General features: G+C 38.6%; 25 protein-coding genes. 4 read left to right on the top strand and 21 right to left on the bottom strand.

Features of this window, described 5'->3' with window-relative positions:
- Positions 1 to 94: 94 nt before the first annotated feature.
- The 12 genes from ACP8HI_RS08290 to ACP8HI_RS08235 all read right to left on the bottom strand — a co-directional run bounded on the left by ACP8HI_RS08290 (position 95) and on the right by ACP8HI_RS08235 (position 10,712).
- Positions 95 to 640 (bottom strand): hypothetical protein, encoded by a 546-nt coding sequence (locus tag ACP8HI_RS08290; protein ID WP_438350630.1) that lies wholly within the window; start codon positions 638 to 640, stop codon positions 95 to 97.
- Between the two features lie 28 nt (positions 641 to 668).
- A complete protein-coding gene (locus ACP8HI_RS08285; RefSeq protein ID WP_438350629.1) occupies positions 669 to 1,517 on the bottom strand; it encodes an alpha/beta fold hydrolase in 849 nt (282 codons plus the stop codon).
- 222 nt (positions 1,518 to 1,739) lie between these two features.
- The gene (locus tag ACP8HI_RS08280; protein ID WP_438350628.1) at positions 1,740 to 2,780 is read right to left on the bottom strand and encodes a phosphotransferase; all 1,041 of its coding nucleotides are present in this window, start codon (positions 2,778 to 2,780) and stop codon (positions 1,740 to 1,742) included.
- Between the two features lie 57 nt (positions 2,781 to 2,837).
- Positions 2,838 to 3,593 carry a class I SAM-dependent methyltransferase gene (locus tag ACP8HI_RS08275; protein WP_438350627.1) on the bottom strand — a complete coding sequence of 252 codons (756 nt, stop codon included), beginning with the start codon at positions 3,591 to 3,593 and terminating at the stop codon, positions 2,838 to 2,840.
- 487 nt (positions 3,594 to 4,080) lie between these two features.
- A complete protein-coding gene (locus tag ACP8HI_RS08270) occupies positions 4,081 to 4,380 on the bottom strand; it encodes a hypothetical protein (RefSeq protein WP_438350626.1) in 300 nt (99 codons plus the stop codon).
- Between the two features lie 499 nt (positions 4,381 to 4,879).
- A complete protein-coding gene (locus tag ACP8HI_RS08265; RefSeq protein WP_438350625.1) occupies positions 4,880 to 5,542 on the bottom strand; it encodes a GOLPH3/VPS74 family protein in 663 nt (220 codons plus the stop codon).
- Positions 5,543 to 5,604: 62 nt separating this feature from the next.
- Entirely contained in the window at positions 5,605 to 6,216 is a 612-nt protein-coding gene (locus tag ACP8HI_RS08260) for an ABC-2 transporter permease (protein WP_438350624.1), read from the bottom strand.
- Positions 6,209 to 7,078: an ABC transporter ATP-binding protein gene (locus ACP8HI_RS08255; RefSeq protein ID WP_438350623.1), complete on the bottom strand. Its 870-nt coding sequence runs from the start codon at positions 7,076 to 7,078 to the stop codon at positions 6,209 to 6,211. The genes ACP8HI_RS08260 and ACP8HI_RS08255 overlap by 8 nt, the downstream gene beginning before the upstream one ends.
- Positions 7,079 to 7,374: 296 nt before the next feature.
- Positions 7,375 to 8,250 (bottom strand): ABC transporter ATP-binding protein, encoded by an 876-nt coding sequence (locus ACP8HI_RS08250; protein ID WP_438350622.1) that lies wholly within the window; start codon positions 8,248 to 8,250, stop codon positions 7,375 to 7,377.
- 5 nt (positions 8,251 to 8,255) lie between these two features.
- The gene (locus ACP8HI_RS08245; RefSeq protein ID WP_438350621.1) at positions 8,256 to 8,627 is read right to left on the bottom strand and encodes a GntR family transcriptional regulator; all 372 of its coding nucleotides are present in this window, start codon (positions 8,625 to 8,627) and stop codon (positions 8,256 to 8,258) included.
- Between the two features lie 649 nt (positions 8,628 to 9,276).
- Positions 9,277 to 10,314 (bottom strand): DUF1835 domain-containing protein, encoded by a 1,038-nt coding sequence (locus ACP8HI_RS08240; protein WP_438350620.1) that lies wholly within the window; start codon positions 10,312 to 10,314, stop codon positions 9,277 to 9,279.
- Between the two features lie 89 nt (positions 10,315 to 10,403).
- Positions 10,404 to 10,712, bottom strand: coding sequence for a hypothetical protein (locus ACP8HI_RS08235; RefSeq protein ID WP_438350619.1), 309 nt, complete (start codon positions 10,710 to 10,712; stop codon positions 10,404 to 10,406).
- A gap of 190 nt (positions 10,713 to 10,902) precedes the next feature.
- Between ACP8HI_RS08235 and ACP8HI_RS08230 the strand changes: the two genes are divergently transcribed.
- On the top strand, positions 10,903 to 11,739 hold the full coding sequence (locus tag ACP8HI_RS08230; protein WP_438351755.1) for an aminoglycoside phosphotransferase family protein: 837 nt from the start codon (positions 10,903 to 10,905) through the stop codon (positions 11,737 to 11,739).
- A gap of 97 nt (positions 11,740 to 11,836) precedes the next feature.
- Here ACP8HI_RS08230 and ACP8HI_RS08225 read toward each other — a convergent pair whose 3' ends face one another.
- Positions 11,837 to 12,373 (bottom strand): GNAT family N-acetyltransferase, encoded by a 537-nt coding sequence (locus ACP8HI_RS08225; RefSeq protein ID WP_438350618.1) that lies wholly within the window; start codon positions 12,371 to 12,373, stop codon positions 11,837 to 11,839.
- A gap of 76 nt (positions 12,374 to 12,449) precedes the next feature.
- On the opposite strand from ACP8HI_RS08225, the gene ACP8HI_RS08220 reads away from it, so the two are divergent.
- The gene (locus ACP8HI_RS08220; protein ID WP_438350617.1) at positions 12,450 to 13,025 is read left to right on the top strand and encodes a MepB family protein; all 576 of its coding nucleotides are present in this window, start codon (positions 12,450 to 12,452) and stop codon (positions 13,023 to 13,025) included.
- 17 nt (positions 13,026 to 13,042) lie between these two features.
- Here ACP8HI_RS08220 and ACP8HI_RS08215 read toward each other — a convergent pair whose 3' ends face one another.
- Positions 13,043 to 13,717, bottom strand: a complete 675-nt coding sequence (locus ACP8HI_RS08215; protein WP_438350616.1) for a VOC family protein — start codon at positions 13,715 to 13,717, stop codon at positions 13,043 to 13,045.
- A 128-nt stretch (positions 13,718 to 13,845) separates the two neighbouring features.
- Between ACP8HI_RS08215 and ACP8HI_RS08210 the strand changes: the two genes are divergently transcribed.
- A complete protein-coding gene (locus ACP8HI_RS08210) occupies positions 13,846 to 14,715 on the top strand; it encodes a LysR substrate-binding domain-containing protein (protein ID WP_438350615.1) in 870 nt (289 codons plus the stop codon).
- Here the strand turns inward: ACP8HI_RS08210 and ACP8HI_RS08205 are convergent.
- Positions 14,712 to 16,376: an alpha-keto acid decarboxylase family protein gene (locus ACP8HI_RS08205; protein ID WP_438350614.1), complete on the bottom strand. Its 1,665-nt coding sequence runs from the start codon at positions 16,374 to 16,376 to the stop codon at positions 14,712 to 14,714. The two genes, ACP8HI_RS08210 and ACP8HI_RS08205, sit on opposite strands and share 4 nt — an antisense overlap.
- Positions 16,377 to 16,672: 296 nt before the next feature.
- Here ACP8HI_RS08205 and ACP8HI_RS08200 point away from each other — a divergent pair, with 296 nt between their 5' ends.
- The gene (locus ACP8HI_RS08200) at positions 16,673 to 17,380 is read left to right on the top strand and encodes a MerR family transcriptional regulator (protein ID WP_438350613.1); all 708 of its coding nucleotides are present in this window, start codon (positions 16,673 to 16,675) and stop codon (positions 17,378 to 17,380) included.
- Between the two features lie 6 nt (positions 17,381 to 17,386).
- Here ACP8HI_RS08200 and maa read toward each other — a convergent pair whose 3' ends face one another.
- The 6 genes from maa to ACP8HI_RS08170 all read right to left on the bottom strand — a co-directional run bounded on the left by maa (position 17,387) and on the right by ACP8HI_RS08170 (position 23,056).
- The gene (gene maa, locus ACP8HI_RS08195) at positions 17,387 to 17,944 is read right to left on the bottom strand and encodes a maltose O-acetyltransferase (protein ID WP_438350612.1); all 558 of its coding nucleotides are present in this window, start codon (positions 17,942 to 17,944) and stop codon (positions 17,387 to 17,389) included.
- A gap of 26 nt (positions 17,945 to 17,970) precedes the next feature.
- Positions 17,971 to 19,002 (bottom strand): ROK family protein, encoded by a 1,032-nt coding sequence (locus ACP8HI_RS08190; RefSeq protein ID WP_438350611.1) that lies wholly within the window; start codon positions 19,000 to 19,002, stop codon positions 17,971 to 17,973.
- Positions 19,003 to 19,143: 141 nt separating this feature from the next.
- Complete coding sequence (locus tag ACP8HI_RS08185; RefSeq protein ID WP_438350610.1) at positions 19,144 to 19,905, bottom strand: class I SAM-dependent methyltransferase; 762 nt, start codon at positions 19,903 to 19,905, stop codon at positions 19,144 to 19,146.
- Positions 19,906 to 19,956: 51 nt separating this feature from the next.
- Complete coding sequence (locus ACP8HI_RS08180; protein ID WP_438350609.1) at positions 19,957 to 20,712, bottom strand: sulfite exporter TauE/SafE family protein; 756 nt, start codon at positions 20,710 to 20,712, stop codon at positions 19,957 to 19,959.
- Between the two features lie 385 nt (positions 20,713 to 21,097).
- Positions 21,098 to 21,943 carry a hypothetical protein gene (locus ACP8HI_RS08175; RefSeq protein WP_438350608.1) on the bottom strand — a complete coding sequence of 282 codons (846 nt, stop codon included), beginning with the start codon at positions 21,941 to 21,943 and terminating at the stop codon, positions 21,098 to 21,100.
- A 69-nt stretch (positions 21,944 to 22,012) separates the two neighbouring features.
- Positions 22,013 to 23,056 carry a flavin-containing monooxygenase gene (locus ACP8HI_RS08170; protein WP_438350607.1) on the bottom strand — a complete coding sequence of 348 codons (1,044 nt, stop codon included), beginning with the start codon at positions 23,054 to 23,056 and terminating at the stop codon, positions 22,013 to 22,015.
- Positions 23,057 to 23,176 lie beyond the last annotated feature (120 nt).

The raw sequence follows: 23,176 nt of genomic DNA, 5'->3' as shown, positions 1-23,176 counted from the left end.
GTCTTTAAATGTAGTAAACTGCGCAACAAAAAGACACAGCGGCAGCCTGGACGTAACAATAAGTCCTAGACTGCCGCTGTGTTTTATATAACTATCATTTCCATACAGACATATACTTCTTTCGATATTTGCTATCTTCTTCTGACTCGATCAATTCCATTGCTATTTGCTTGATAGTTTCATCTTGTAATTTATCGTACAAATTTTTAAGTCCTTGAATCATATCGAATCGAATCAAAGTATAATGTTTCTCATTGGCACCGTTGTGATAGCGATCGATGATATGATTGACAACCAACTCTTTCTGCTCTTGTCCAGCTAAGCCGACTTTCCAAATCGATTGCAAGGTATGTCTAGCTGTAACAAACTTCGGATCCTTAGTCACTTCCCATAAACCTGCAAAGTCGTTGAGCATTCGTTGCTCAGGATCGCTGATCGCTAGATTGGAAAGAAATTGAGCAGCCCTGGCTCTTCGGTGATTATCGGCATCCGTTAACCATCCCTTTAATCGATCCCAAACTTCATAAGCCCAGTCCACTTCTACTTGTGTAGCTTTTATAATATGATTGAATGCTTCAAATTGAGCATCCTTATCCTCAACTTCCAAGTTTTCAAAATAAGATTGGGTTATACTGTCCATTTATTTCACCTTCTATCTATATTGACTTTCAAAGTGTATGGTCCGAAATAGCCTTAATAATATGATCCCAATCATCGAAGTGAACTTCGTGCCCCGTTCCTTCAAGGGTTAGTAACAATGCATGCGGAATTTCTTTGGCCAGAGCTAGACCATGTTCATATGGAAGCACAGTATCTTCTGTGCCGTGGATAACCAACGCAGGTACCTTGATTCCTGTTAACGTCCCCTCATAGGAAGCATCACCTTTAAGAAGCGCATGATTGAACATGCTGAGTAGATTATTAGCTCGTTTGATTTCTTGTCTCACCTGTTCATAAGCTCTCTTCTCGTCGAATACATGCTTCGAACCACAGAGCAAGCTTGACCCTGCGACCAAGTAATTTGCAACCGATTCTTCATCTGACCAATTCAATGTGCCCCCATTAGCATGGTAAGCGAGTATCTTCTCATCCATTGGAGGCAAATCACGATCGTTGTCGTCAGATCCGAAAATACTGGACATCATCAGAGTAATCGTTAGAACCCGTTCAGGATGCCTCGATACTATGATTTGTGCGATCATACCGCCTAATGACATTCCAACAATATGTGCTTGGTTAATACCGTATGCATCGAGTACCCCAACAGCATCATCTACCATATCTACCACCGTATATTGAGATTTCCCTGGTTCATAGGCAATCGAACGTCCGACATCTCGGTTATCATATCGAATAACATATCGTCCTGTGTCAGCTAATCGTTGACAGAATTCTTCATGCCAATAAACCATCGAACACATCGCGCCCATAATCAGTAAGACCGCTGGATTCTCGGGATTCCCGAAACTTTCCGTGCATATATCAATTCCGTTAATTTTATTGATCTTTTCACTCATAGTTAATTCCTCGCTTCATTCGAATTTGGTTAAATGTAAAAAAGCACACACAAATAAAACCCATCACATTTCTAAAAAATGGATGGACATCATTGAACTGTACCTCACATTAACGTAAACGAATGAATTTGATAATCACGATAAGCACTCTCCTATGAATAATTGAATACGGGTTTCAACCCATTTCCCATTATAACATATATACGACAGCCAAGTTTTACATCACTTCTTCACAAACTCTACATCAATTACTGATAACCATTCTATACAAACAGGAATGAAATTAGCATAGTTATGAATAGCTTGTATTGTTTTGATTACTTCGCTCGTTCCAAGTTCTTGTTCCGTATCATCCGTACATTCCAGTCTAAGAGAGCGTCTAATATTATAGGCTAACCATGCTAGTTTCCCACTAAAACCATAGTTCAGCACATCATCCAAGTGATCTGAAAACTCTCCGCCATGATTCCTATAGGAACGAATTAGAGTACTGAAAGCATCTTTACTTACATTACCCTCTTCAAATCCTGACCAATTCAATGCCACATCAATCAGTTCTTGTGTTGGATTGGTAGTTCCTGCTGCTTCCCAGTCAATAATAATGGGGAGATGATTCTCGTCCCATAATACATTCTTTTGATCTAAATCCCTATGGCTGATAACACTATTGTTCATCAATGATTCCCCAGAGGAATTAGCTAGACCCTCCCAATGGTAGAACTTATCCAGGTTATCTAATAGCAAGGATGACCACTCCAAGCCATCATGTTTTCCTTTGTGGGCATAATCATTCCAATCTACTGATAATGTATCCAATTTTTCATCTTGCTTATCCATCATAAGTTGAGAAAAATCGATTTTGTGTATCTTTGCAAGGATTTCCCCCATCATTTTGCAGCACTCAATATCAATACTCCCAGAGGGTAATGTCTTTCCTTGAACCCATGGGAACAACAAATAATATTGACCATCCACTTCATGCATAGAGCTTCCATTTGATACCATTGCCGGAAGTGCATTTATGCCATTTTCGTACGCCATGTTTGCAACCTTTTCAGAAAAAATATAATTGTTCATGGCTGTTTTACGTTGCATAATTTGCGGGTTTAAAGCTTTCACTGCATACTGATCCTTGTCTGTTTTCAACAGATACATTCTATGAAGGAATCCGCCAAATACTTGTTCTGGTTCAGTTGTTAACTGCCCTAGATTGAATTTTGCACATAGCTCTCCGAAATTTAATCTATAATTCAAGTTATCCATAGTTATATGCTCCTCTCGGTAAGAATTCTTCTGATTTTTCTTTTAGCCTTATCCAGTTTAATCTCTCCTCTTTTTTGAAATGATCATAAATCGTTTTGAATTTGTCTTAATTCCTTTTTCAGTTTGATTATTTGCTATAAATTGTTGGAGTATTTCAAAATCATCATTACACTTCCCAAAGTTCGGAATAATCGGTGTGTGTTTCAGCAAGAATACTAAATCTTCATATGTTTCAAAATATTCTGTTGCATCATATTCAAAAGACTGGATATCAGTAAACCCAGCTACGTTCAATTCCTCAATATATCTATTTTTTAATGTTCCATCCAGATTGGTATGCTGTCCTCTTCCAAATGCTTGTGTCATATTCAGCTTATCATTTTCACTTACTTGTTGAGTAACGAATATCCCGTCTGGCACTAACACTTTTGCTACTTCTTTAGCATGAAATGGTGCGTGTCTACACGATACCACATTAAAAAAGTTCTGAGGAAAATCGAGTTTCTCAGCATCCATTTGTAAAAATCGTACATTTGTTTTATTGGAACTTTCTAAATGTTGATTTGCAGTTTGGATCATTCCTGATGAGAGATCAATGCCCACTAAAAGTGAAGCAGTATGAGCTATGGATAATAAAAATTCCCCTCCACCTGTACCAATATCGAGCAATTGATCAGGCTGTTTACATCTTTGGGTTACTTCATTATAGAATTCCCACTGAACTCCTTCAGCTGTAACCTTTACTTTACTGAAATCCCAACCGTTCAATGGTCCGACTTCATCGTAGAATTTCATATAATCAAATTTGCTCATATCTCATATCCACCTTTCAAATCGTTACAATGAAACAGTAAAAACCAGGATCGATAGAGACCATAGGTCCCTGTGTCCTGGCTTACAAAAAAGATGTGCCCGACACTTTATCTGAAGTAATTCTTCTCGTAGGTTAAATGGACAGACTTCCCCCTTAACAGCTGGTACGCGTTTTACCCAGCCCGTGAACTAGTTACTTCGAACAAAGTGGAGAACCATCCCATTTCACCTCAATTGAAAGTTTCATTTACTATAATGGATATTTGGGTGAAGATACAAGTAAAACTCTTATAATTCTCAGAACAATAGTAAACAAATTTAAATTCCCTAAACATTTCTAGGTCATTTCTCTATAGGCTATATCGATTGTCCCCCAACTCTACGCCGGTACAAGAAGTTAGGCGAATCACGCTTTCTTCAGTAGGTACTTGTTGTGAACGATTGATCGTATTGCCAACAAACGATAGCTCACCCGTATGCCGAGCGTCTAGGGTGATCGCTTCTTCAAGAAGGAATTCGTTACCTTCAATTCGGAGATGACGAACATGGTCTGTTTACAGTGAAAGACAAATAAAGCCCCTTTACCATCCAACGTGATGTTGCGCATACCGCGGAACAGTAGCCCGATCGTTTTCGTAATATCCGGATTTTCTATTTCACTCGCAGTATTCGTAATAAAACAAGGTGCTCGAATCGCTTCATCCATATAAAAATCATAGCGTCCTGGAGCACATTCAATCAAGGTCAGGCACTGTAACGAAGCAGCCGCCTTAATCGCACGCTGCATTGCTTTCTAAGTATCTTTGCCTGTAATAGGGACAGCCCCATAATCTGCGAGGCGAATGACTGTAGGAACTGAGATGGAACCTTTGTTTGTCTACATACATAACACCTTTCTTATCTATCAATCTCAATTCTGTTTGCAAATCCCTTGGATGATCGCTCATGGTATATTAACAAACTCATTCCGAACCTCGTCCTGCAATGTCAAAGAAAATGATCCAGACGAGTTCGTCACCTCTGAAGCAACATACCCTACGTAACCCGTATTCGTAACTTTAACGTCCAAATCAATTGTCCCATTGCCCTTTCATAACCTTCAACTGGAATTCTTTAAAATTGCCAAAGAATTGAGGAAATCTTTTTAGAAAAATAAAACCCAACTGAATATGACAGTTGGGCGTATAAATATTTAAATATTCTATTCAATTCTATTACTTGAAAACATTAGAAACAGTAAGTCTTTATTAAGTTGTTTTATTTGTTTTTCAGTCTGTCTTGTTTCTTTAAGAATTTGAAAAATAGGCAGATGTAGCAAAAATACTCACATTGATGGAATCAATTGTTGCTTTGACAGCATTAGAAATAGGTAAGTCTTTATTAAGTTGCTTTATCTGTTTCTCAGCCTCCCTTGCTTCTTTACTATCAGGGAAAACGATACGTAGCAAGCTGCTAGCATAAATTAATGACATTAACACAACAGTCCGTTCTTCTTCGACTAAAGATTTCTGTTTTTTATTTTTTTGAATAACTATATGAAAGCTTTTATGTGCTTCTTTAACAAAATGATCTGGATTGAATTTGTAAAAATAAGCAGGAACAGCTCCCAATATTTGTTTCTTTTCCATTGTTATGACACCATCATCATCCAATTTAGCAGCAATTTTATATTGAATATTTTTGTGAGAAGTTCGTAAAGTAGAAATCCACTGTTTTGGTGTTTTTAAAGGTTTGGCTTTTATGATGTCTAATGTTTCTTTAAGCAATGTGTCTTCTGTACTCGAATCAACAACCTCAATTTTAGAATTACGTAACTCAATATGTCCATTAAGTGCCAGTTCTGCCAACAAAGCGCCGTTTAAACTATAGGACAATGCTGACCCTGCACGGCCATATGGTCGACTAGTTTTTGGATCAACGGATAATAAAAAAAGTTGTTCTGCTAACAATAGCATGTAATTACTCCTTTCAAGGATATTTATTAAATGTGATGTGAGTTGTTAAATTAAATTTAGAACACCTTCCGCTGATAAATAAATTGACTGACCATCCAGGAAATCAGATAGAGACTAATAGAGATAGCGGCGCCACTAAGGTAAAGGGTTGTTGTCGACAAGCTTGTAAGAAAATCTGTAATTGTTGTGAGATGTTCTGCTAGGAATCGGAAAATGGGTGGCAGAACAACTGCAAAGAATATCAACCCAATTAAAATTGCCATACCTATATAACCAGGTTTTAATATATAAAATAACGGAAAGGCAAAAGCAACAAAGATGAAGAATAGTCCTACAGCGATGGCTATATCCCTTATCGTATAGTCATAATTAAATACATATAGAATGATACCAGCTATACCTATTGATAAAATCATATATGCAATGGCACCGATGTATTTTGCGTCAACAATCTCTTTTCTCGTATATGGCAATGAATTAAGAAAGATATTAGATTCTACCTGTTCATCATAAATATATCCATTCATCGGTATATACGTGCTGACCAACAGAAAAACAAAGGCTGGGTTCATATGATGGGCAAAAATCGCAAAGAACATAATAAACGGAATAAAAAGTAGTATTTGTGTCTTTTGTATAACGAAATCTTTTTTTATCAAGTTAAACATATTGCTGACTAGCTCCTTTCGCGTAAAACATAATATCCTCCAAGGTGGCTTCTTCCATAACCACTTGATCTCCTAATGATCTCCTTACTTCCTCTGCATTATTTGTTAGTGCTTGAAATTCAGTCGAAGAACGTTCAATGCTTATAAAACTTTTTACTGTGTCGTGATTGAGTAAATTGACCTTTCCTTTGACTAACGCATAACGCTCCTGCACATCCCTTATCGAATCGTTGAAAAGAATCTTTCCTTTTTGAATGAAAATAATATTGTCTGCAATCCGCTCTAAATCACTGGTTATATGAGTGGAGAAGAAGATAGTCCGCCTGCCATCTGCCATCATCTCTTTTAAAATATCCAACAGTTCTCTTCGAAAAACAGGGTCTAAACCAGCTGTCGGCTCATCCATCATAATAAATTCAGCTTCATGAGATAAAGCCATGGCCAAAGAGGTTTTCATCTGCATCCCTTTGGAAAAGGTTTTAATCGACTTGTTTAACGGGAGTTCAAATTTCTTTAAATAATCATAAAATTTCCTGTCGCTCCAATTTTTATAGGCAGGGGCAATGATTTTACGAATATCTTTTAAATTTAGACCTTCATAAAAGACATTACTATCATAGACAAATCCTATGCGCTCCTTGATTTCCTTCTCATGGTTGGCATAATCCTTTCCAAATACCTTTATTTCGCCCGTATCTGCTTGTAAAAGATTCATCATTAACTTCATCGTGGTCGATTTTCCTGCCCCGTTAGCCCCGACAAACCCTGTTATTTGGCCTTGTTTTACTTGCAAATTGATATTCTCTAAGGAGAAATCTTTAAAACGTTTGCTTACAGCTTTGAATTCTACTATATTTTCCATTTTTCTCACTCCTAAAATAAATTCCAAATAAAATTTGTCGTTTTAGATTTATGTCTTGAAAAAATCGATATGTTTTAACCTAATTTATTTTGTAACTAGAACCCCTTCCTTTTCTAAACATATATAATCAATATCACACATAGTATATACATTACATATACAATATACACTCTATTTACAATATGTACAATACTTAATTTTCCTTTTCTCAGTTTCAACAAAAAAAGACCTTAATATTTCATTAAGATCTTTAAAGCCTAATACTTTTTCCGTACGTATTATTTCTTTTTATAGTTTTAATCATTTAGTCCGTGCCTGTGTGCAGCTTTCATATAAAACATGATTTCGTCTAAAGAAGCTTTCTCTATCACAATATGATTGTCAAAGACTGTTTGTACTTTTGCTACATCTTTTGTTAAAGCTTGAAACACACCTTGAGAACGTTCTATGTTAATGAAATGTGCTTCCGTATCCCGATCAAGCAAATCGGTACTGCCTTTCACCAAGGCATACTGTTCCTGCAACTCATCCGAACGTCGATTAAAAAGAATTTCCCCTTTATCAACTAATACAATATAATCGGCAAAACGATCCAAATCGCTTGTAGTATGCGTTGAAAAAAATATACTCCTGTCCTCATTTACCATAACTTCTTGAAAAATGTCCAATAATTCTCTACGGAACGTTGGATCTAATCCTGCTGTTGGCTCATCCATAATAATTAATTCTGCATTATGAGATAAGGCAATTGCTATAGAAGCCTTCATTTGCATCCCTTTAGAAAAATTTTTAATAGATTTATTTAAAGGTAGCTCAAATTGATTAACATATTCATTAAATTGCTTATTATCCCATTGTTTATAAGCTGGAGCAACGATTTTACTAATATCCTTTAAGTTCAGGGATCCGTAAAATATATTGCTGTCGTAAACAAAGCCTATACGGTCTTTTATTTCTTTTTCATGACTGGCATAATCCAGTCCAAATATGCTTACCTTCCCCTTATCTGGCTGTAAAAGATTCATCATTAACTTGATCATGGTTGACTTACCAGATCCGTTTGAACCAATAAATCCTGTTGTGTACCCTTGTTTTATCTCTAAATCAATATTATCTATAGAGAATGCCTTAAATTCTTTGGAAACGTCATGAAACTCTATCACATTTTCCATTCCTATCACTCCTCGTACAACAACTTTAACAAACCTTGTAATTCTTCATAAGATAACCCAATTTCCTTACTATTAGAGATAACTGCACTTAATTGCTCTTCAATCACTCTCAGCCTTTTCTCTCGAATAACATCTAAATTTTGCTCCGCTACAAATGAACCTTTCCCAACAATTAAGTAGATGAATCCCGACTTTTCCAATTCTTCATATGCCCGTTTAGTAGTGATAACACTAATTCTTAAATCTTTGGCCAATTGCCTTATAGAAGGCAAAGCAGCTCCTTCTGTCAGCTCACCTGACAATATTTTCGTTTGAATTTGTTTTAAAATCTGCTCATAAATAGGGTCTTTTGAACTATTAGAAATAATGATTTGCATGCAGATACCTCCTTTTCATCGTTATGTATATCTATTGTACACAGCATGGAAAACTTTGAATAATCTAGTCAAAATAAATTAATAGGACAGAGATAACATTTTGTAGAATAAATATAATTGCAAACTAAAAAAGAGTTCTTAACCAATTCCTTTAAGTGACACTAATATATGTCTTGACACAAACGTAATTTAGTTGAACAATCCATCTTTATCTTTCTCGCAAACAACTTAACTCATATATCATCCAAGTATTTCTCTTTACATATTATATATATAATACATAATCACTATATACACTAGTTAAGCATTATTATCTTTATATTTCAAGCGTTTTAACAAGTGGGTTTGACATAAATCCAGGTTGTTATTTAGATTCATTGGTGTTACCGAAACAGTTCATGGAAAAAGTGATGATATAATCGAAATAAATTCTTTCCATTAGTGTAGCGTGCCTGTGCAGCATTGAATAAATATTTGGAAAGTTTTAGTGATGAAAGTATTGAAACTACGGATCCACAAATTCAAGCTCAATCCATTACTGAGTCTTTTCTGGGGGGCAATGGAATTTAGACGCATGATGCTGAAATCCTGATTGTTCTTTTCTATTGCGGTTATGGCACTCTTCTTAAAATTCCAATATCATATGATCTCACTGAATCCGAACTGAATACTGATGCATTGTGCCTGGAAGCCCTTTGAATATCAGAATACCATCACTAATTAAAGTCCAAATCCTATACTCAATAAATGAGTCCCCGACAAGCTGAAGTGCATTCTTTAATACTTCGGACACTACACTACCCGTCTTGACAAACCCATCCCCACTCTCTTCTTCTTGGAGTTTAGTTACCTCTGCTAAGATGATGCCGTCCAGTTCATCCTCCTCCTTGCCCTTGATCTCTCCATCCTGCCATAAGCGCAACATATGCCCCTGATTCGATATTTCCACCCATTCTGATTCAAGGCACCGCCTCCGGTCAGCGTCCAAAGGCATAACGTCATTACATCCTTTTACAATCTCTGTATACAACTCTTTTTCAATTAAGCTCTGTATATAGGGTGTCAACTTCTCTTGCATGTGTGCCGAAATTCGCCCGTAAGCCTCCGATACATTCACAACCCTAATCGGCTGCTTCCGTTCCTTCAGAAGATATAGTGCAAAACGTAGACCCGTCTGATCATGGGCGTTATCACCGCACCAAATAGTGACGGACTTATCTTCCGGAATTGTTGCAAGCACTTCTATCATGCGCTCTATTTGATGATCGTGGTTAATAACCCCATATAATCTATAATCAGGAATCCGCTCCATCATCCAATGCAACCTGTTTTGCTGTCCTTCCTCCTTATCCAAATGCATAATGGGGCCGATAGAGAACAGGTCCCTAAACGCCAGAACTTTATTCTCTTGTCGTTTACCTATCTCGCTAAGTGTTACTTTCAATGAACCGGCATTGGACTGACTGAACACAATATGAACGCCACTTTGAAGTTTTCCAGCGTCCATCCGACGTTTGCGTGCTTCTTCCAGACGATTGTCCCACAATTTCATTATCCCGTCTGCAAGCTTCTTCTCCTCCCCTTCTCCATTAGAGGAGGTAAGTGCCGTCATATTCAATACATCATTAAGAATTCCCCTCATTTCCCATTCCTGAAACTCTTCCATTCGGTCTATGTACTTGTCCATTAATCCCCCTCCTTCTGTAGGAAAACTACACCTTTTTCATTCCTAAACTATCACGGCTTACTTAGTAATATAAGTATTCTCCATCATTGTCACTCTTCCAGCACATCTGCGCCTAATTCGCCTGCCACTTCAACCACCATGGGGATGACTGCTTTATTGGTGCCAGATACGTATATATCTCCATCATAATGCCTGAATGGGATCTGAGTATCGTTATAGCTCCACATGAAGAAATCTCCATCAATGGACATGCTAGTAGCGCCTATCACCGTAAATACGGATGAATAAGAAAAATCAGGTTTGGACGTGAAATACTGTTTGCACTCCTCCAAAGATATGGTTTGCGCCGAAGCACCATTCTCCTGAAATGCTCTTGTAATTCGATAACGTTGACTCATTAAGATACCTCCAATATATTAGCTGCCCCAGAGGCAACCTGTATTCACTTCATAGATTACATCGAAAAGTATATCATTTCCCTATTTCAAATTACAGCCATGTGGTTCTACTCATTCACAATGAAAACCTTCTGCCAGTGTGATAAAGTATAGCAAGCGTGATTAATATTTATATTTCCGGAGGTTCATGATGATTGATATTAATAAAGAATTAGTAAGTCGACTTATACAAGCTCAATTTCCTCAATGGTCATATTTACCGATTGTTCCTGTAAAGAACTCGGGTCATGACAATAGAACCTTTCATTTAGGTGATGAAATGAGCGTCAGGTTACCAAGTAAAGAATGTTATGTTCCACAAGTAGAAAAAGAAATGTTTTGGTTACCGAAGCTAAACTTCCATCTATCTTTGCCCATATCAACTCCATTAGTACAAGGAGTGCCAGCTGAAGGGTACCCCTGGCCTTGGACTGTTAATAAATGGATCGAGGGCGAAACAGTAAGCTATGATAATGTGGGTGATCTACATCAATTTGCTATTGATTTAGCGCGTTTTCTAAAAGAACTTCAGGCTATAGATTCTACTGGTGGACCTTTCTCCGGAGCACATAATTTTCATCGGGGTGGCTCATTATCCGTATACAATGAAGAAACGAAGGCTGCCCTAAGGAATCTAAATTCATTGGTAGAATCAGATCTATTTCATGATATTTGGGAGACAGCGTTACAGTCCGAATGGACAAAGAAGCCCGTTTGGGTTCATGGGGATGTTGCACCTGGAAATCTGTTGGTGAATGGCGGGAAACTTTGTGCTGTCATTGACTTTGGAATACTAGGTATCGGAGATCCTGCCTGTGATTTGGCGATGGCATGGACTTTTTTTGACGATGAAAGCAGAAAGTCGTTATTCACCGAAATGGAATGTGATGAAGGAACTTGGAATCGGGCGCGTGGTTGGGCATTGTGGAAGGCTCTTATTACATATGATAAACACACACTCAATATCATTGTGAAAGAGTATCAATAATCGAAACTTACTTTCTTATATTTCGAAAAACCCTCCTAAGTAACCTATTAAATCTAGGTTTTCACGAAATAGGAGGGTTTAATCTCTTAATAGGAACTTATTCAGAGAAGACGCTTGGATATTCAACAACTCCTGAAACATGTGCGAGTGTATTCTCTTTCAACTCTAATGCCATAAATGCTTCTTCTGGTACTTCAAAAGGTGCCTTTATTCCCCATAAAGATGCCTTTTTAAAGCCGAATTTCGGATAATATTCTGCATGCCCCAGTACAACAATAGATTGATATCCAAGTTCTTTTGCTCTTCGTAATGCTTCGAGAATCAACATCTTTCCTATACCTTTATTTTGGTAGTTTGGTAAGACTGCAACAGGAGCAAGAGCAAGTGATTCTACGCTTTGATTATCATTAACAATTTTTATTTTAGATACAAGAATATGTCCAACGATTTCTTCAGTATCATTACTAATGGCTACTACAGATAGTTCAGGGATAAATTCATCGGCTTTTCTAATACGAGACACCAATTCATGTTCTTTTTGATCGCTAAACTCCATATTAGCAAATGCACTCTTTACGACTTGTTCTGTCAGTTTATAATCTTCGAATACTTCTTGTCTAATACTTATACTCATAAGTAACATCTCCTAAATTTAATATAGCTTGTGTTACCCGTATTTTATCACATACTCACATGGAGGATTTGAATAGATGGATGAAAAAAATAGAACCTTCTCAGAAGTACGCCCTAACGATCACAATGGTTGGGCACCCTCTGACTCAATCCATAGTGATCTACTTGCTACCAAGAATCTTGTATATAACCCGTGTAGGTTGGATTGCTCCCGCCCACTCCCAGAAACACACAATGCTGAATATGGGGCGCATCTATTTAATTTGAATGCTCTCACCATTAGATTTCGTGTCGCAAAAATCACTCCTACAAAGATCGGGCAATTTGTGACTTTATGGGAGAGAATTGGGGATGGACCGATCCAACCCTATGACGCATCAGATCCAGTCGATTTCTTCGTTATTAGTACACGTAAAGGTAATCACTTTGGTCAGTTTATATTTCCAAGATCTGTTCTATGTGATCGAGATATCTTATCCAATGAAGGTAATGGCGGTAAAAGGGCAATACGCGTTTACCCACCTTGGGACAAGCCTACAAGTCGTCAGGCTCAAAAAACTCAAACATGGCAATTGGAATACTTCCTAGATATACCTGTGAATACACCAACAGACTTTGTTCGTGCTCAAATGCTTTACAGTCCTAAATCATGACCTAAACGGCATGCCGATCAGCTCGATCTTATTTCATACAGATTGTTTTGAAGCGAAATTCTCATGGAATCCGTACCTTCAATGGTGACCCTAGTGTTGAATACAGCTGGAGTTCGTCCGTCAGGAAACCAAGGACGGTGCTTGTCCACCACAATCAAAGCTCCTTCCGCATCACCTATCGGTGCGAATTGCCGTCCGTCCCCGCCCCACTGGCTAAGTTGGAACGTTTCGATGAGCTTGTTCGCGGTCTCCGGAACATTGTCGACAGGAAGGCCAATCTCACTGATGCGAAGTATCTGCTTCGATTCGAATGCTTCGTCAGTCGCATTGTTGAGTGTATGGTGGGCAATAAATTCGATTAAGTTGCCGTCTGGATCGTAGAAGTAAAGTGCCGTTGCGTTCCAACTCTCGAATGAAAATTCATCCTGTCCATCCTTGGAGAATAACGGGATTCCTCGTTCACTCACCCATTGCTTCGCTTCGCTGAACTTATTAGTCGGAATCGCAAATGCAATATGATAATATGGTTTTTCCTTAGGGTCCGCTTCACAGAAACCGAGAATTGTACTCCCGACCTGAAACGATAACTGAGACGGTTGATCCACTACAATGTCTAGCCCCAACAGAGATCCGTAAAACACTTTTAACGTTTCGAATTGATGCGTACTTAATATGACTTCTGTTAATTTCATTTAAATGACCTCCCTGATTGTTCTTTCCTAACTCTTGCACTCATTATAGATTTGCACCTATAATAGTTCAATACTATTTATTCTATATAAACAATAGTATGGCGCTATAGTAAAAGGAGACTTTTTATATGGAAATCAGACAATTACGATATTTTCTTATGTTATGTAATGAATTACATTTTTCTGAAGCTGCAAATAAATTAGGAATTTCACAACCAACATTAAGTCAGCAAATACGAGTGGTAGAAGACGAGTTAGGAGTACCTCTGTTCGATCGAATTGGGAAAAAGACAGTTAAGACCGAAGCAGGAGAACTCCTAGAAAGCTATGCTTTACAGATTATCCAACAATTAGAAAACGCTAAAAATGCTATAGCTGATCTTGCAAATTTGGACTCCGGTCACCTACGTGTAGCGGTATTACCATCGGATCTGGATTATCGATTAACATCCTTACTCATCGATTTCCACAAGGATTTACCTAATACGAAAGTTCAAGTGATTCCATCGATCGATATTTTGAATAAAGTGTTGGACAATGAAGTCGATATTGGCGTTGGTTTAGCCATTCAAGCCGATCCCCGACTGAATCACATCCCCTTTTTCACTGAAACATATAGTCTTTATATAAATGAAGAACATGACTTAGCAATGCAGGATATCATTTCACCTGAAGATTTGACTATGATTCCTCTAGTTATGTACCCTAAGGGCTTTTACGGTCGTGATTTAATTGATGATTGGTGCAAGAAGCAAGAAATAACTATCCATACCATCATGGAGACGGGCTCTGCTACTTCCTTGCTTCAATTGGTCAAAGAAGCCGTTGGAGCTACCATTCAACCAAGTCAATTGATTGAAAGTCTAAACTTCCCAGGTATCCGAGCCATTCCAATCAAGGATTCTCCGATCAGAGAATTAGAGATATTTTATCGTAATGATAAATATTTGAGTCGAGCTGCAAAAACATTTATGAAAAGGTTGGAAGTGTCTTTTTAACGACGCTGCTTCTCTTGTTGCTCCATATACTTACGCATATTATGCATATATTCCGGTGCATCCATGGGATCGCTGGCGATCATTTCAATGATACATAACTTGTTATTACATTCTGTTTCTGCACGTGTGATTGCAGTATCCAGCTCCTCATTAGTTCGGATGGTTACCGTAAATGCATCGCCCCCGAAAGCCTCTGCTAGCTTCGTGTAAGACCAGTTAGGTACCTGATTATACTGCTGATCTTCAGTCTTCACATTCAAATACTTCTCGATCGTATACCCGTAGTTGTTTAATATAAAGATAATCGGTTTGCAGTGGTAATACAGCATAGAACTGATCTCCTGAACAGTAAGTTGCAAAGAACCATCCCCTGTAAAGAGTAATACTCGCCTAATAGGTGCCGCTATACAGGCACCGTAGGTCGATGGCGTTGCATAACCAATAGACTGCCATCCGCCTTGAGCGATATACGTCACATCTTGCGGAAGTTTCACCTGTGCCATCCCGTAATAAAATGTACCCGATTCTGCGACCACGATATCACCTGCTTTCAGCATTTGCTGAAAACGGGGATAATAGGCTGCTGCTGAGATCAAGTCATCAGGCTTAGCTGTCATCGTATCATAAGGGAACTGCCCTTTTATCACCTTATTTTGCTGCCTGTATCCTATACTCTGCAGGGCGAGCAGCATATCCGTCGCTTGGACATTTGGATACTCCGCTTCGCCGATCTTCACCATATTCGGCTGGATCTCCACCATCTGTAGAGGATTCAGCTTAGCCGTAAAATTAGCCATATTCGTGTCAGCCCACACCAATCCCACTGCAATAACACAATCCGCGCTCTCTACTGTGCTGCGTACTGCTGAACTGCCAAACAAGCCTCCATACATTCCGATGAACATAGGATGGCTTTCGTCGAAAGCGCCTTTCCCAAATAGAGTGGAGGCCACCGGCACATTCATTGACTCTGCCAGCTTGCGTACATATTCTTGCAGACCAAAACGGATAGTTAGGACATCTGCCAGAAGAACCGTGTTCTGAGCTTGACCCAGCATTTGACGTACGTGATCTACTGCTGCTTGTAGCGTTTTCTGATTCGATTTAGCTTGTGGAGAATTAGCTTCATTGTGAGTCAGGACCGGTTTCATGACCAAGTCATCGGCCACTACCAAATAAACAGGCTTCTTCTTCTGCTTCGCAATACGAATTGCGTTTGGAATCTCAATCCCAGCATTTTCAGGCGTAAGAACAACGGTATACGCTGTAATGGACTCATATACTTTGCGAAACACATCATAATTCCCATCCATCAATGTATGATGCATAAGCTTGTGTTTCTTCTGATCCATGTCTGGTGGAGAACCAACGATATGAATAATGGGTATATTTTCACTGTTAGCCCCAGCTATCGCGTTACAGGCACTCATTTCCCCTACACCAAACGTCGTAATGAGCGCCGATATTCCCTTAATTCTAGCGTAACCATCTGCAGCATATCCTGAGTTCAGTTCGTTCCGTCCATTTATGAAATGAATGCCGGTGTATCTCTCAAGACTATCAAGTAAAGTGAAATTATAATCACCAGGCACGCCAAAGATTTCTGTAATTCCCTCTTGCTTTAGGCAATCGAACAAGTATATTCCTATCGATTTATCCATCCAAGCTCACTCCTTATCCGATTCCTTGGGTATGTTCTCTATAACATTACCCTTTCACGGAAAGGTTATTCTTTTACTGAGCAGTAGATATGTTTTCAGTTATTTTCCCCTGCTCCTTGAATTCGAATGATTTGTTTCATTAATTTTACAGCATTCGTGTAAATGATAAGGTTTTTTGTGAATCCCCGTGGGTGAGAAGCAAAAAGTCTATCATATTACTTTAATCTTTTTATTTAATGTTTGTTTAACACAAGCCTGTTTGGTATAGTGGAAATCTACTTAAGGGGGAACTGGAAATGGAATATTACAAGCCGATTGAGATTGCTAGAGAGCTTGGCATTAGTACAAGTGCTTTGCGACATTATGAATCGTGGGGAGTCGTTCCAACGCCTGCTCGTGCTACGAATGGTTATCGCCTGTATACAGATCTGCACTTAGCTTACTTTCGCTGCCTCCGAGCAATGTTTCCTGGATTTGGTGTCGCGATCACTTGTGACGTACTTCGCCACATTCAGAACGGTGATATGGACATCGCCTTCTGGCTTATCAACAAAGAACAATCCAATCTACAACAGGAAAAAGTTGTTGCCGACCAGACGCTTGAGTTGCTTCAACATACTGGAATGCCACTCTTTCCAAATAAAAAGATGAACAACGATATGACCATCGGTGAAGTCGCTCAGATAACAGATGTACAAGAGTCAGCCATTCGACATTGGGAAAAAGAAGGATTACTATCACCAGGACGAAATCCTGAGAATGGATACCGCATCTTCACTCCCCTACATATACGACAAATTTTACTCATTCGCACATTGCGTAGAACTGTTTATTTTTTAGAGAATATGAAGGAAATTGTTCAGGCTGTAGAACATCAGAGCATCCAACAAGCCAAAAAAGTTACTGAAGAAGCGCTGTTAAGTATCCATCAGCGTAATCGTCAGCAACTTTATGGCGTTCATCAATTGGTCGAGCTATGCAAAGTGGTCGAGTTAAATCGTTAATAACGTTTAATCAATCTGTTTGATGACCCTCGCTGGGTTCCCACCTACTACAACGTTATCTGGGACATCTTTTGTAACGACGGCGCCGGAAGCAATCACGACATTATTACCTATTGTAACTCCAGGGTTGATGACGGCTCTCCCGCCAATCCAGACATTGTGACCGATCGTTACCGGTTTCCCGTATTCTACACCCGATATTCTCTCTTGCGCATTCAATGGATGAGTTGCCGTATAAATATGTACACCTGGCGCAATGAAACAATTGTCGCCTATCCGAATTTCACAGACATCCAGGAGCACACAATCAAAATTAGCATAGAAGTTCTCACCGACATAAATGTTGTAGCCATAGTCACAACGCAGTGTCGGTTCGATGTATAGACTTTCCCCCGTGGAACCGAACAATTCTTTAAGCAATTCAGTTCTATGGTCACTATCCGTTTCAAGTGTTTGATTGTATAATCTGACGAGTCTGCGAGCATTTAGCCTATCATTCACTAATACCACATCGCCTGCATTATATAGTTCACCATTCAGCATTTTCTCTTTTTCTGTTTTCATTTCTCAACAACTCCTATTGTTTCATACTATATTCTTGTTCCAGTGATCATAAGGTCTAGTGCGAGACGCTGTAATCCATATAAATAATCTTGCTTCCAATCACTTATCACAAGTTCTGGCAGATGTTCTTTGGGGATATATGTTGCGCTATTGGTTGCTATTTGGTTGATCATTGTTTGGTTTACTTCATCGTTACAAAAAATAACCGTGTGTGGGTTTATGATGGCTGTAAACGAAGCTACCAACCGACTAACAGCATCAACCTCTTCTTCCCTATGAAGGTTTGCTGTTTCTGTTCCGCTACCACTGTTTAAAGCTTGTAGGAAATTCTTATCATCATATTGAGGGACGAATGAAACTTCTCCTGAGAAGAACGTGCTTCCTCTGACCACTTCCTTATTGATCATAATGCCTGCACCAGGACCATTCTGACCAAAATACAAGTAGACCAGAGTTACATTGTCTTTATTGCGTCTATTATCGTTGTATCCAAGTACAGCAGCATTCATATCATTCTCTACCACGACAGCTATAGATAATCGATCTTCGAAGTAGCCCTTCATATCAAAATGATGATACTGTTCGTAATTGGGTATATAAATAATTCGACCATGATTGACTGAACCAGGTACACCGATTGCTATGGAATGAATCTTCGGAAACCGATCCATGATGTGTTCAATATGTTTTGTTAAGCTTTGAACATCATCCATAAGGAAACTCGAAGTATTCCCTTGTTCTTTCACTTCCCCGAAGCAATTAAATACCGTATAGTTCGTTTCTTCTTTTTCCAAAAAAATAGCCAACCCCAGCATATACTCCGGATTGTACGCATATCGTTTCGCTCTTCTTCCTCCACTGGAATCATCAAGGCCAACTATAATGAGCTCCCCATCCTTCTCCATTTGCGTTAGAAACTTCGTAATTGTTGGAAAGCTTATTCCTAATTTGTGACTCAGTTCAACTTTCGTTGCACTTCCGAGTTCTAGAAGAGCTGCGCGTATACTACGTACAATAACTTTCTTCATCTCTTTAGGAGTTGTAAGTAACTCATTCACAATGATCACCACCTCATAGAGCAATACTTATTAAACATGTTTAATAAGTTACAGTAATAATAGCATAGTTTATAAGCAATGAAAATGAAGCTTTATTGCTTATAAACTATGCTGCACAAATAGCGACAACAGCTTTTCACATCATACCTTTCGTACAGCTTCAAAAGTCACAATCTGACCAGCAGTCGACGGTTGCCTCTCGTATACATAATCAGCAGAACATGTTATTTGAGAGAAACCTACACTTTCTAAAATAAGTTTAAATTCTTCGACTCCATACCAACGCAATGCAAAACGTTGCAACTCACTCTCGATCAGCTTTCCTTGGCGCCATTTCTCATATTTCAAATAGGATACTGTATATTGATTAAGCCAATCCATCTCAATTGATTTGCTCTCCATCGTAATCCCATCCCCATTAGGTAGAGAAAAAGTTGAAGTAGAAATTTCTCCTGCTTTCCAAGCATGGGGCAATACAAGATCAACAATCAATCGTCCACCTGGAACAAGGTGTTCATAGAAGCATTTCAATGCTTGTAGAGAGTCTTCTCTTTTTTCGATCAAACAAAAAGAACCCGTAGGAATAATAATCGCTTCATACTTAAAGGGCAATGAAAAATCCTGTAATTTATCTTCATATAAATTAGGGGTTAACCCTCTCTCGTCACAACGTTTACGACAAGAATCCAACATTTCAGGAGAATAATCAATTCCATCAACGGTATATCCAGCTTCAAGAAGTGGAATTATAAAACGCCCTGAGCCAACTGCTGCTTCAAGAATACGTCCCTGACAAGTTTTTAACCGTTCTTGATAATATTCAATATCACCGTCTAAAGAATACCCCACCGGTTTTGTGAAATCATAGACTTCCGTACAAAGCGCACTGTAATAACTAAACATATTTTTCACTCCATTTTTTATGATTGGTTGTTTTTATGGGTACTAACATGATCAGCTTGTACCTCGCGGAAATAACAATAGAATACCAAGTGAGATAATAATAATAAATAAGTAACGTTCGAATTTTGCAGCAGGAATTCGCTTGTTCAAAAAAACACCGAGTGCCGTAGCTATGAGAATAGCCGGCAGTGAATACGCATAAAAAATGAATGATTCAAACGTCCATAACCCTCCGAGTGCATGCCCTGCAACAACGAGAACGCCGGATATCAGAAAATGAGCTTGTAATGTTCCCCGAAAACGATCTGGGTTCCATCTTCGTAAGGTACCGTAGACAACGACCGGCACACCATTGAAATTATAAGCACTGCCAAGCACCCCTGAGGCAAATCCGAACGGCAATACCCAGCCCCGATGATTAAGTAACGGACGTTCGATTGCCCGAGAAAGAGCCTTCTTAATCAAGGAGTAACATCCAAAAACAATCAGAAAAATGCCGAGTCCAGACGTAATCACGATTGCAGGAGCAACATGAAGCAGAACAAGTCCAGCAGGAATTCCGATTACGGTGGAAATTGCTAATCGGATCAGAACAGGGCGTTCAACATGACGCCATCCGCTGAACACGGTTAGTAAAGCAACGGTTAGTCCAGCTAAGCCAATGAGAGATACCGAAGTTTGCAGGGGGATCGGTAATAGTGCAAGCAAAGGCATGCTTACTATCGCCTCCCCGAAGCCAAACATCGATCTCATCAAGGCGCCAACAAAAACCGCAACGACCACCAACACGATAAGTGTGATACTCATTGCACCTCCCCCTCAAAGAAATCAGTTAGCTGTTTTAATAACTTTGTATCGAAATGATAATAACGCAAAAAAACCCTCCTCTTTATTCTATTTATAGAATAGCATATGGAAGGTTGGTATAAAACAAAGATTTTAACGCGCCCAACACGCTATACAGATGATTTAATCCTTGCAATCAAGGAGATATACACAAATATCAAACAAATTCGTTAGAGTTCAATTTAAAGGTCGTGGAAAGATTCTTAATCCAAACAATTTCCGAGCACTTTACAGATATACCCTTATTGGGTCCACTCCATATTACTACTGTTTTCTTTCGCATTGCTAATTACCCTCCTGTCACCCATAACAGAATTCCACTCGTTCGTTAAAGGACAATTCGACGTCAAAAGATTTCAGTTACTATCGTGCTTTTATCGATGTTTTCTAAACTATAGCTTTGCATTTCCCACTTGTTTTCTTCGAAATAATAATTGGATTCCAATACAGCAAGGGAATTCAGTTGCAAGTCTCCAAACCAGATTAATCTTTTCGTCGTTAAAGTATTGTTGTGCACATCAATGGATGATATTGGATCGACATTTACGGGATTCGATTGATTTAGTACATTTGAATTCAAATGTTTCAACTGTTCTGCACCTAATTGTACAGTCCATCTTCGGTTATCCTGCGTAGAGATCACAATGAAATCTTTGCTAGATGAACGGAACGTTACTGTATAATCTGAATTTATCTCTTCTGATAATGGCGCTTCAGTATACTGCCCTTTGTTTTCCACATATACATGCAGAGCATGAACTCCTAAACCTCCATTAACATGTTCATCCGTCTCCACAACAATATCTGAGTTCCCGTCTCCCGTTATATCCTGCACATGGATTTGAACTGGATTCATAATATGATAGCCTTTAACAACAAACTTTTGGACCAGTTTTCCGTTAGAGTCCCATATGCCTACATATCCTGCATAATCTTGCTCAGGTATAAGAGGTAGATTAATAAGTGCGATTGTCGCTTCCTTCATGGAACCAAACAGATCTGCGTTCTTCCTTATTTTAATCTGAGCACCTTCTTCAATGGTTAATCCATCTACTACATGGAATTTCTCTAGAGAATTGTTAGAATTGACGGATAAGAATGGACTGGCTACGAACATGATTAATGCTACAACTATCGCAATTAGACCTACAGCCAAAATAGGATAACGTTTCAATATCTTCTTTTTCTTCATTAACTGTTTCTCCACGAGTGCCATCCCTTCTATGTTCGAACTTCCACTTAAAAGTGGAGTTTATTAAATCTATCTCCCAATAATATACGGAATTAGATATCTTGCATCACGTCCAACACCACATATCAAGGCTGACCCACGTTGATACTGCCAAGGCAGACCAATAAAATAGAGACCTTTAATCGGACTTACCCCTCTTTCATGAACCGGTTTCCCATTGGATGAAGTGGCACCTTCTATAAGAATCCAATCATAAGAAGGAATAAAACCGGTTGACCATACAATACTTTCGAATGAATGGACACTATTATCTTCAAATAAAACTTCATTCCCATCGACACTAACTACCCTAGGCTTCATATTAATTGTACGATCAGCTATTAATGTCTTTAATTTATAACCAAAGATAGGGTCACTTTGCTTTCTAAACCAACTCCCCTTTATTGTATCGACTCCAGAATACAATAATCCGAAAAGATCTAACCAGTAAAATATATTTTTCCCTAAAAAATGAAGTGGCAGAAACTTAAATGAACGACTTACAGCTAAGGTTACATTTCTTTCGTGTGCTAATTCAACCGCAATTTGCGCTCCAGAATTACCACCTCCCACTACTAATACCGAACCTTTCAGAATTTGCTTAGGGGAAAGATATGAGGAAGAGTGAATTTGAAACGACCTTTCCCCCTTATTCACTATTACTGGTGGAACAAAAGGTTTTTGAAAAGCACCTGATGCAATCACAACTTGTTCTGCTTCAATTATTTCTTGATTTGTTTCTACCTCAAACGTTTCACCGTTCTTTTTTATATTTATAACGTTGGTATTGAGCATCACAGGTAAATCAAAATGAGTCGCATATTGCTCTAAATAATCGGCCATTTCATCTTTTGTCGGAAATCCATCTAATGAACCATTCATCTGTAATTCTGGTAGGGAACTGTACCTTCGGGAGGTAAATAATTTTAATGAATCGTATCGATGTCTCCATGAATCTCCAATTTTCACATTAGAATCTAATAGAATAAATGAAAGTCCTTGTTGCTTTAAATGATACCCCATAGCAATTCCCGCTTGCCCTGCTCCTACTATAACCACATCATAGTACTCCATTTATTTTGCCCCCTAGATTTAGCATCTAACACTTACATTCAAACATCCATTTGAATGTAAGTATATAAAAATGCATCCAAACAAGCAATAGGTTTGGATGCACTTTTCTCTTTTCTCTTG

Origin of the sequence: Paenibacillus sp. FA6, from assembly GCF_051550225.1 — a bacterium.
Classification (GTDB): domain Bacteria; phylum Bacillota; class Bacilli; order Paenibacillales; family Paenibacillaceae; genus Paenibacillus_AQ.
The sequence above is the reverse complement of the archived record's forward strand: the minus strand, read 5'-3'. Positions and strand labels throughout refer to the sequence as shown.

What these genes read in the sequence shown, in the direction of transcription:
- ACP8HI_RS08240 (WP_438350620.1), bottom strand. Translation starts at nt 10,314, where the DNA reads ATGGACAAGTACATAGACCGAATGGAAGAGTTTCAGGAATGGGAAATG.
- ACP8HI_RS08275 (WP_438350627.1), bottom strand. Translation starts at nt 3,593, where the DNA reads ATGAGCAAATTTGATTATATGAAATTCTACGATGAAGTCGGACCATTG.
- ACP8HI_RS08220 (WP_438350617.1), top strand. Translation starts at nt 12,450, where the DNA reads ATGGATGAAAAAAATAGAACCTTCTCAGAAGTACGCCCTAACGATCAC.
- ACP8HI_RS08245 (WP_438350621.1), bottom strand. Translation starts at nt 8,627, where the DNA reads ATGCAAATCATTATTTCTAATAGTTCAAAAGACCCTATTTATGAGCAG.
- ACP8HI_RS08255 (WP_438350623.1), bottom strand. Translation starts at nt 7,078, where the DNA reads ATGGAAAATATAGTAGAATTCAAAGCTGTAAGCAAACGTTTTAAAGAT.
- ACP8HI_RS08250 (WP_438350622.1), bottom strand. Translation starts at nt 8,250, where the DNA reads ATGGAAAATGTGATAGAGTTTCATGACGTTTCCAAAGAATTTAAGGCA.
- ACP8HI_RS08260 (WP_438350624.1), bottom strand. Translation starts at nt 6,216, where the DNA reads ATGTTTAACTTGATAAAAAAAGATTTCGTTATACAAAAGACACAAATA.
- ACP8HI_RS08270 (WP_438350626.1), bottom strand. Translation starts at nt 4,380, where the DNA reads ATGCAGCGTGCGATTAAGGCGGCTGCTTCGTTACAGTGCCTGACCTTG.
- ACP8HI_RS08280 (WP_438350628.1), bottom strand. Translation starts at nt 2,780, where the DNA reads ATGGATAACTTGAATTATAGATTAAATTTCGGAGAGCTATGTGCAAAA.
- ACP8HI_RS08290 (WP_438350630.1), bottom strand. Translation starts at nt 640, where the DNA reads ATGGACAGTATAACCCAATCTTATTTTGAAAACTTGGAAGTTGAGGAT.
- ACP8HI_RS08185 (WP_438350610.1), bottom strand. Translation starts at nt 19,905, where the DNA reads ATGTTTAGTTATTACAGTGCGCTTTGTACGGAAGTCTATGATTTCACA.
- ACP8HI_RS08175 (WP_438350608.1), bottom strand. Translation starts at nt 21,943, where the DNA reads ATGAAGAAAAAGAAGATATTGAAACGTTATCCTATTTTGGCTGTAGGT.
- ACP8HI_RS08200 (WP_438350613.1), top strand. Translation starts at nt 16,673, where the DNA reads ATGGAATATTACAAGCCGATTGAGATTGCTAGAGAGCTTGGCATTAGT.
- ACP8HI_RS08225 (WP_438350618.1), bottom strand. Translation starts at nt 12,373, where the DNA reads ATGAGTATAAGTATTAGACAAGAAGTATTCGAAGATTATAAACTGACA.
- ACP8HI_RS08210 (WP_438350615.1), top strand. Translation starts at nt 13,846, where the DNA reads ATGGAAATCAGACAATTACGATATTTTCTTATGTTATGTAATGAATTA.
- ACP8HI_RS08180 (WP_438350609.1), bottom strand. Translation starts at nt 20,712, where the DNA reads ATGAGTATCACACTTATCGTGTTGGTGGTCGTTGCGGTTTTTGTTGGC.
- ACP8HI_RS08170 (WP_438350607.1), bottom strand. Translation starts at nt 23,056, where the DNA reads ATGGAGTACTATGATGTGGTTATAGTAGGAGCAGGGCAAGCGGGAATT.
- ACP8HI_RS08215 (WP_438350616.1), bottom strand. Translation starts at nt 13,717, where the DNA reads ATGAAATTAACAGAAGTCATATTAAGTACGCATCAATTCGAAACGTTA.
- ACP8HI_RS08285 (WP_438350629.1), bottom strand. Translation starts at nt 1,517, where the DNA reads ATGAGTGAAAAGATCAATAAAATTAACGGAATTGATATATGCACGGAA.
- ACP8HI_RS08235 (WP_438350619.1), bottom strand. Translation starts at nt 10,712, where the DNA reads ATGAGTCAACGTTATCGAATTACAAGAGCATTTCAGGAGAATGGTGCT.
- ACP8HI_RS08230 (WP_438351755.1), top strand. Translation starts at nt 10,903, where the DNA reads ATGATTGATATTAATAAAGAATTAGTAAGTCGACTTATACAAGCTCAA.
- maa (WP_438350612.1), bottom strand. Translation starts at nt 17,944, where the DNA reads ATGAAAACAGAAAAAGAGAAAATGCTGAATGGTGAACTATATAATGCA.
- ACP8HI_RS08205 (WP_438350614.1), bottom strand. Translation starts at nt 16,376, where the DNA reads ATGGATAAATCGATAGGAATATACTTGTTCGATTGCCTAAAGCAAGAG.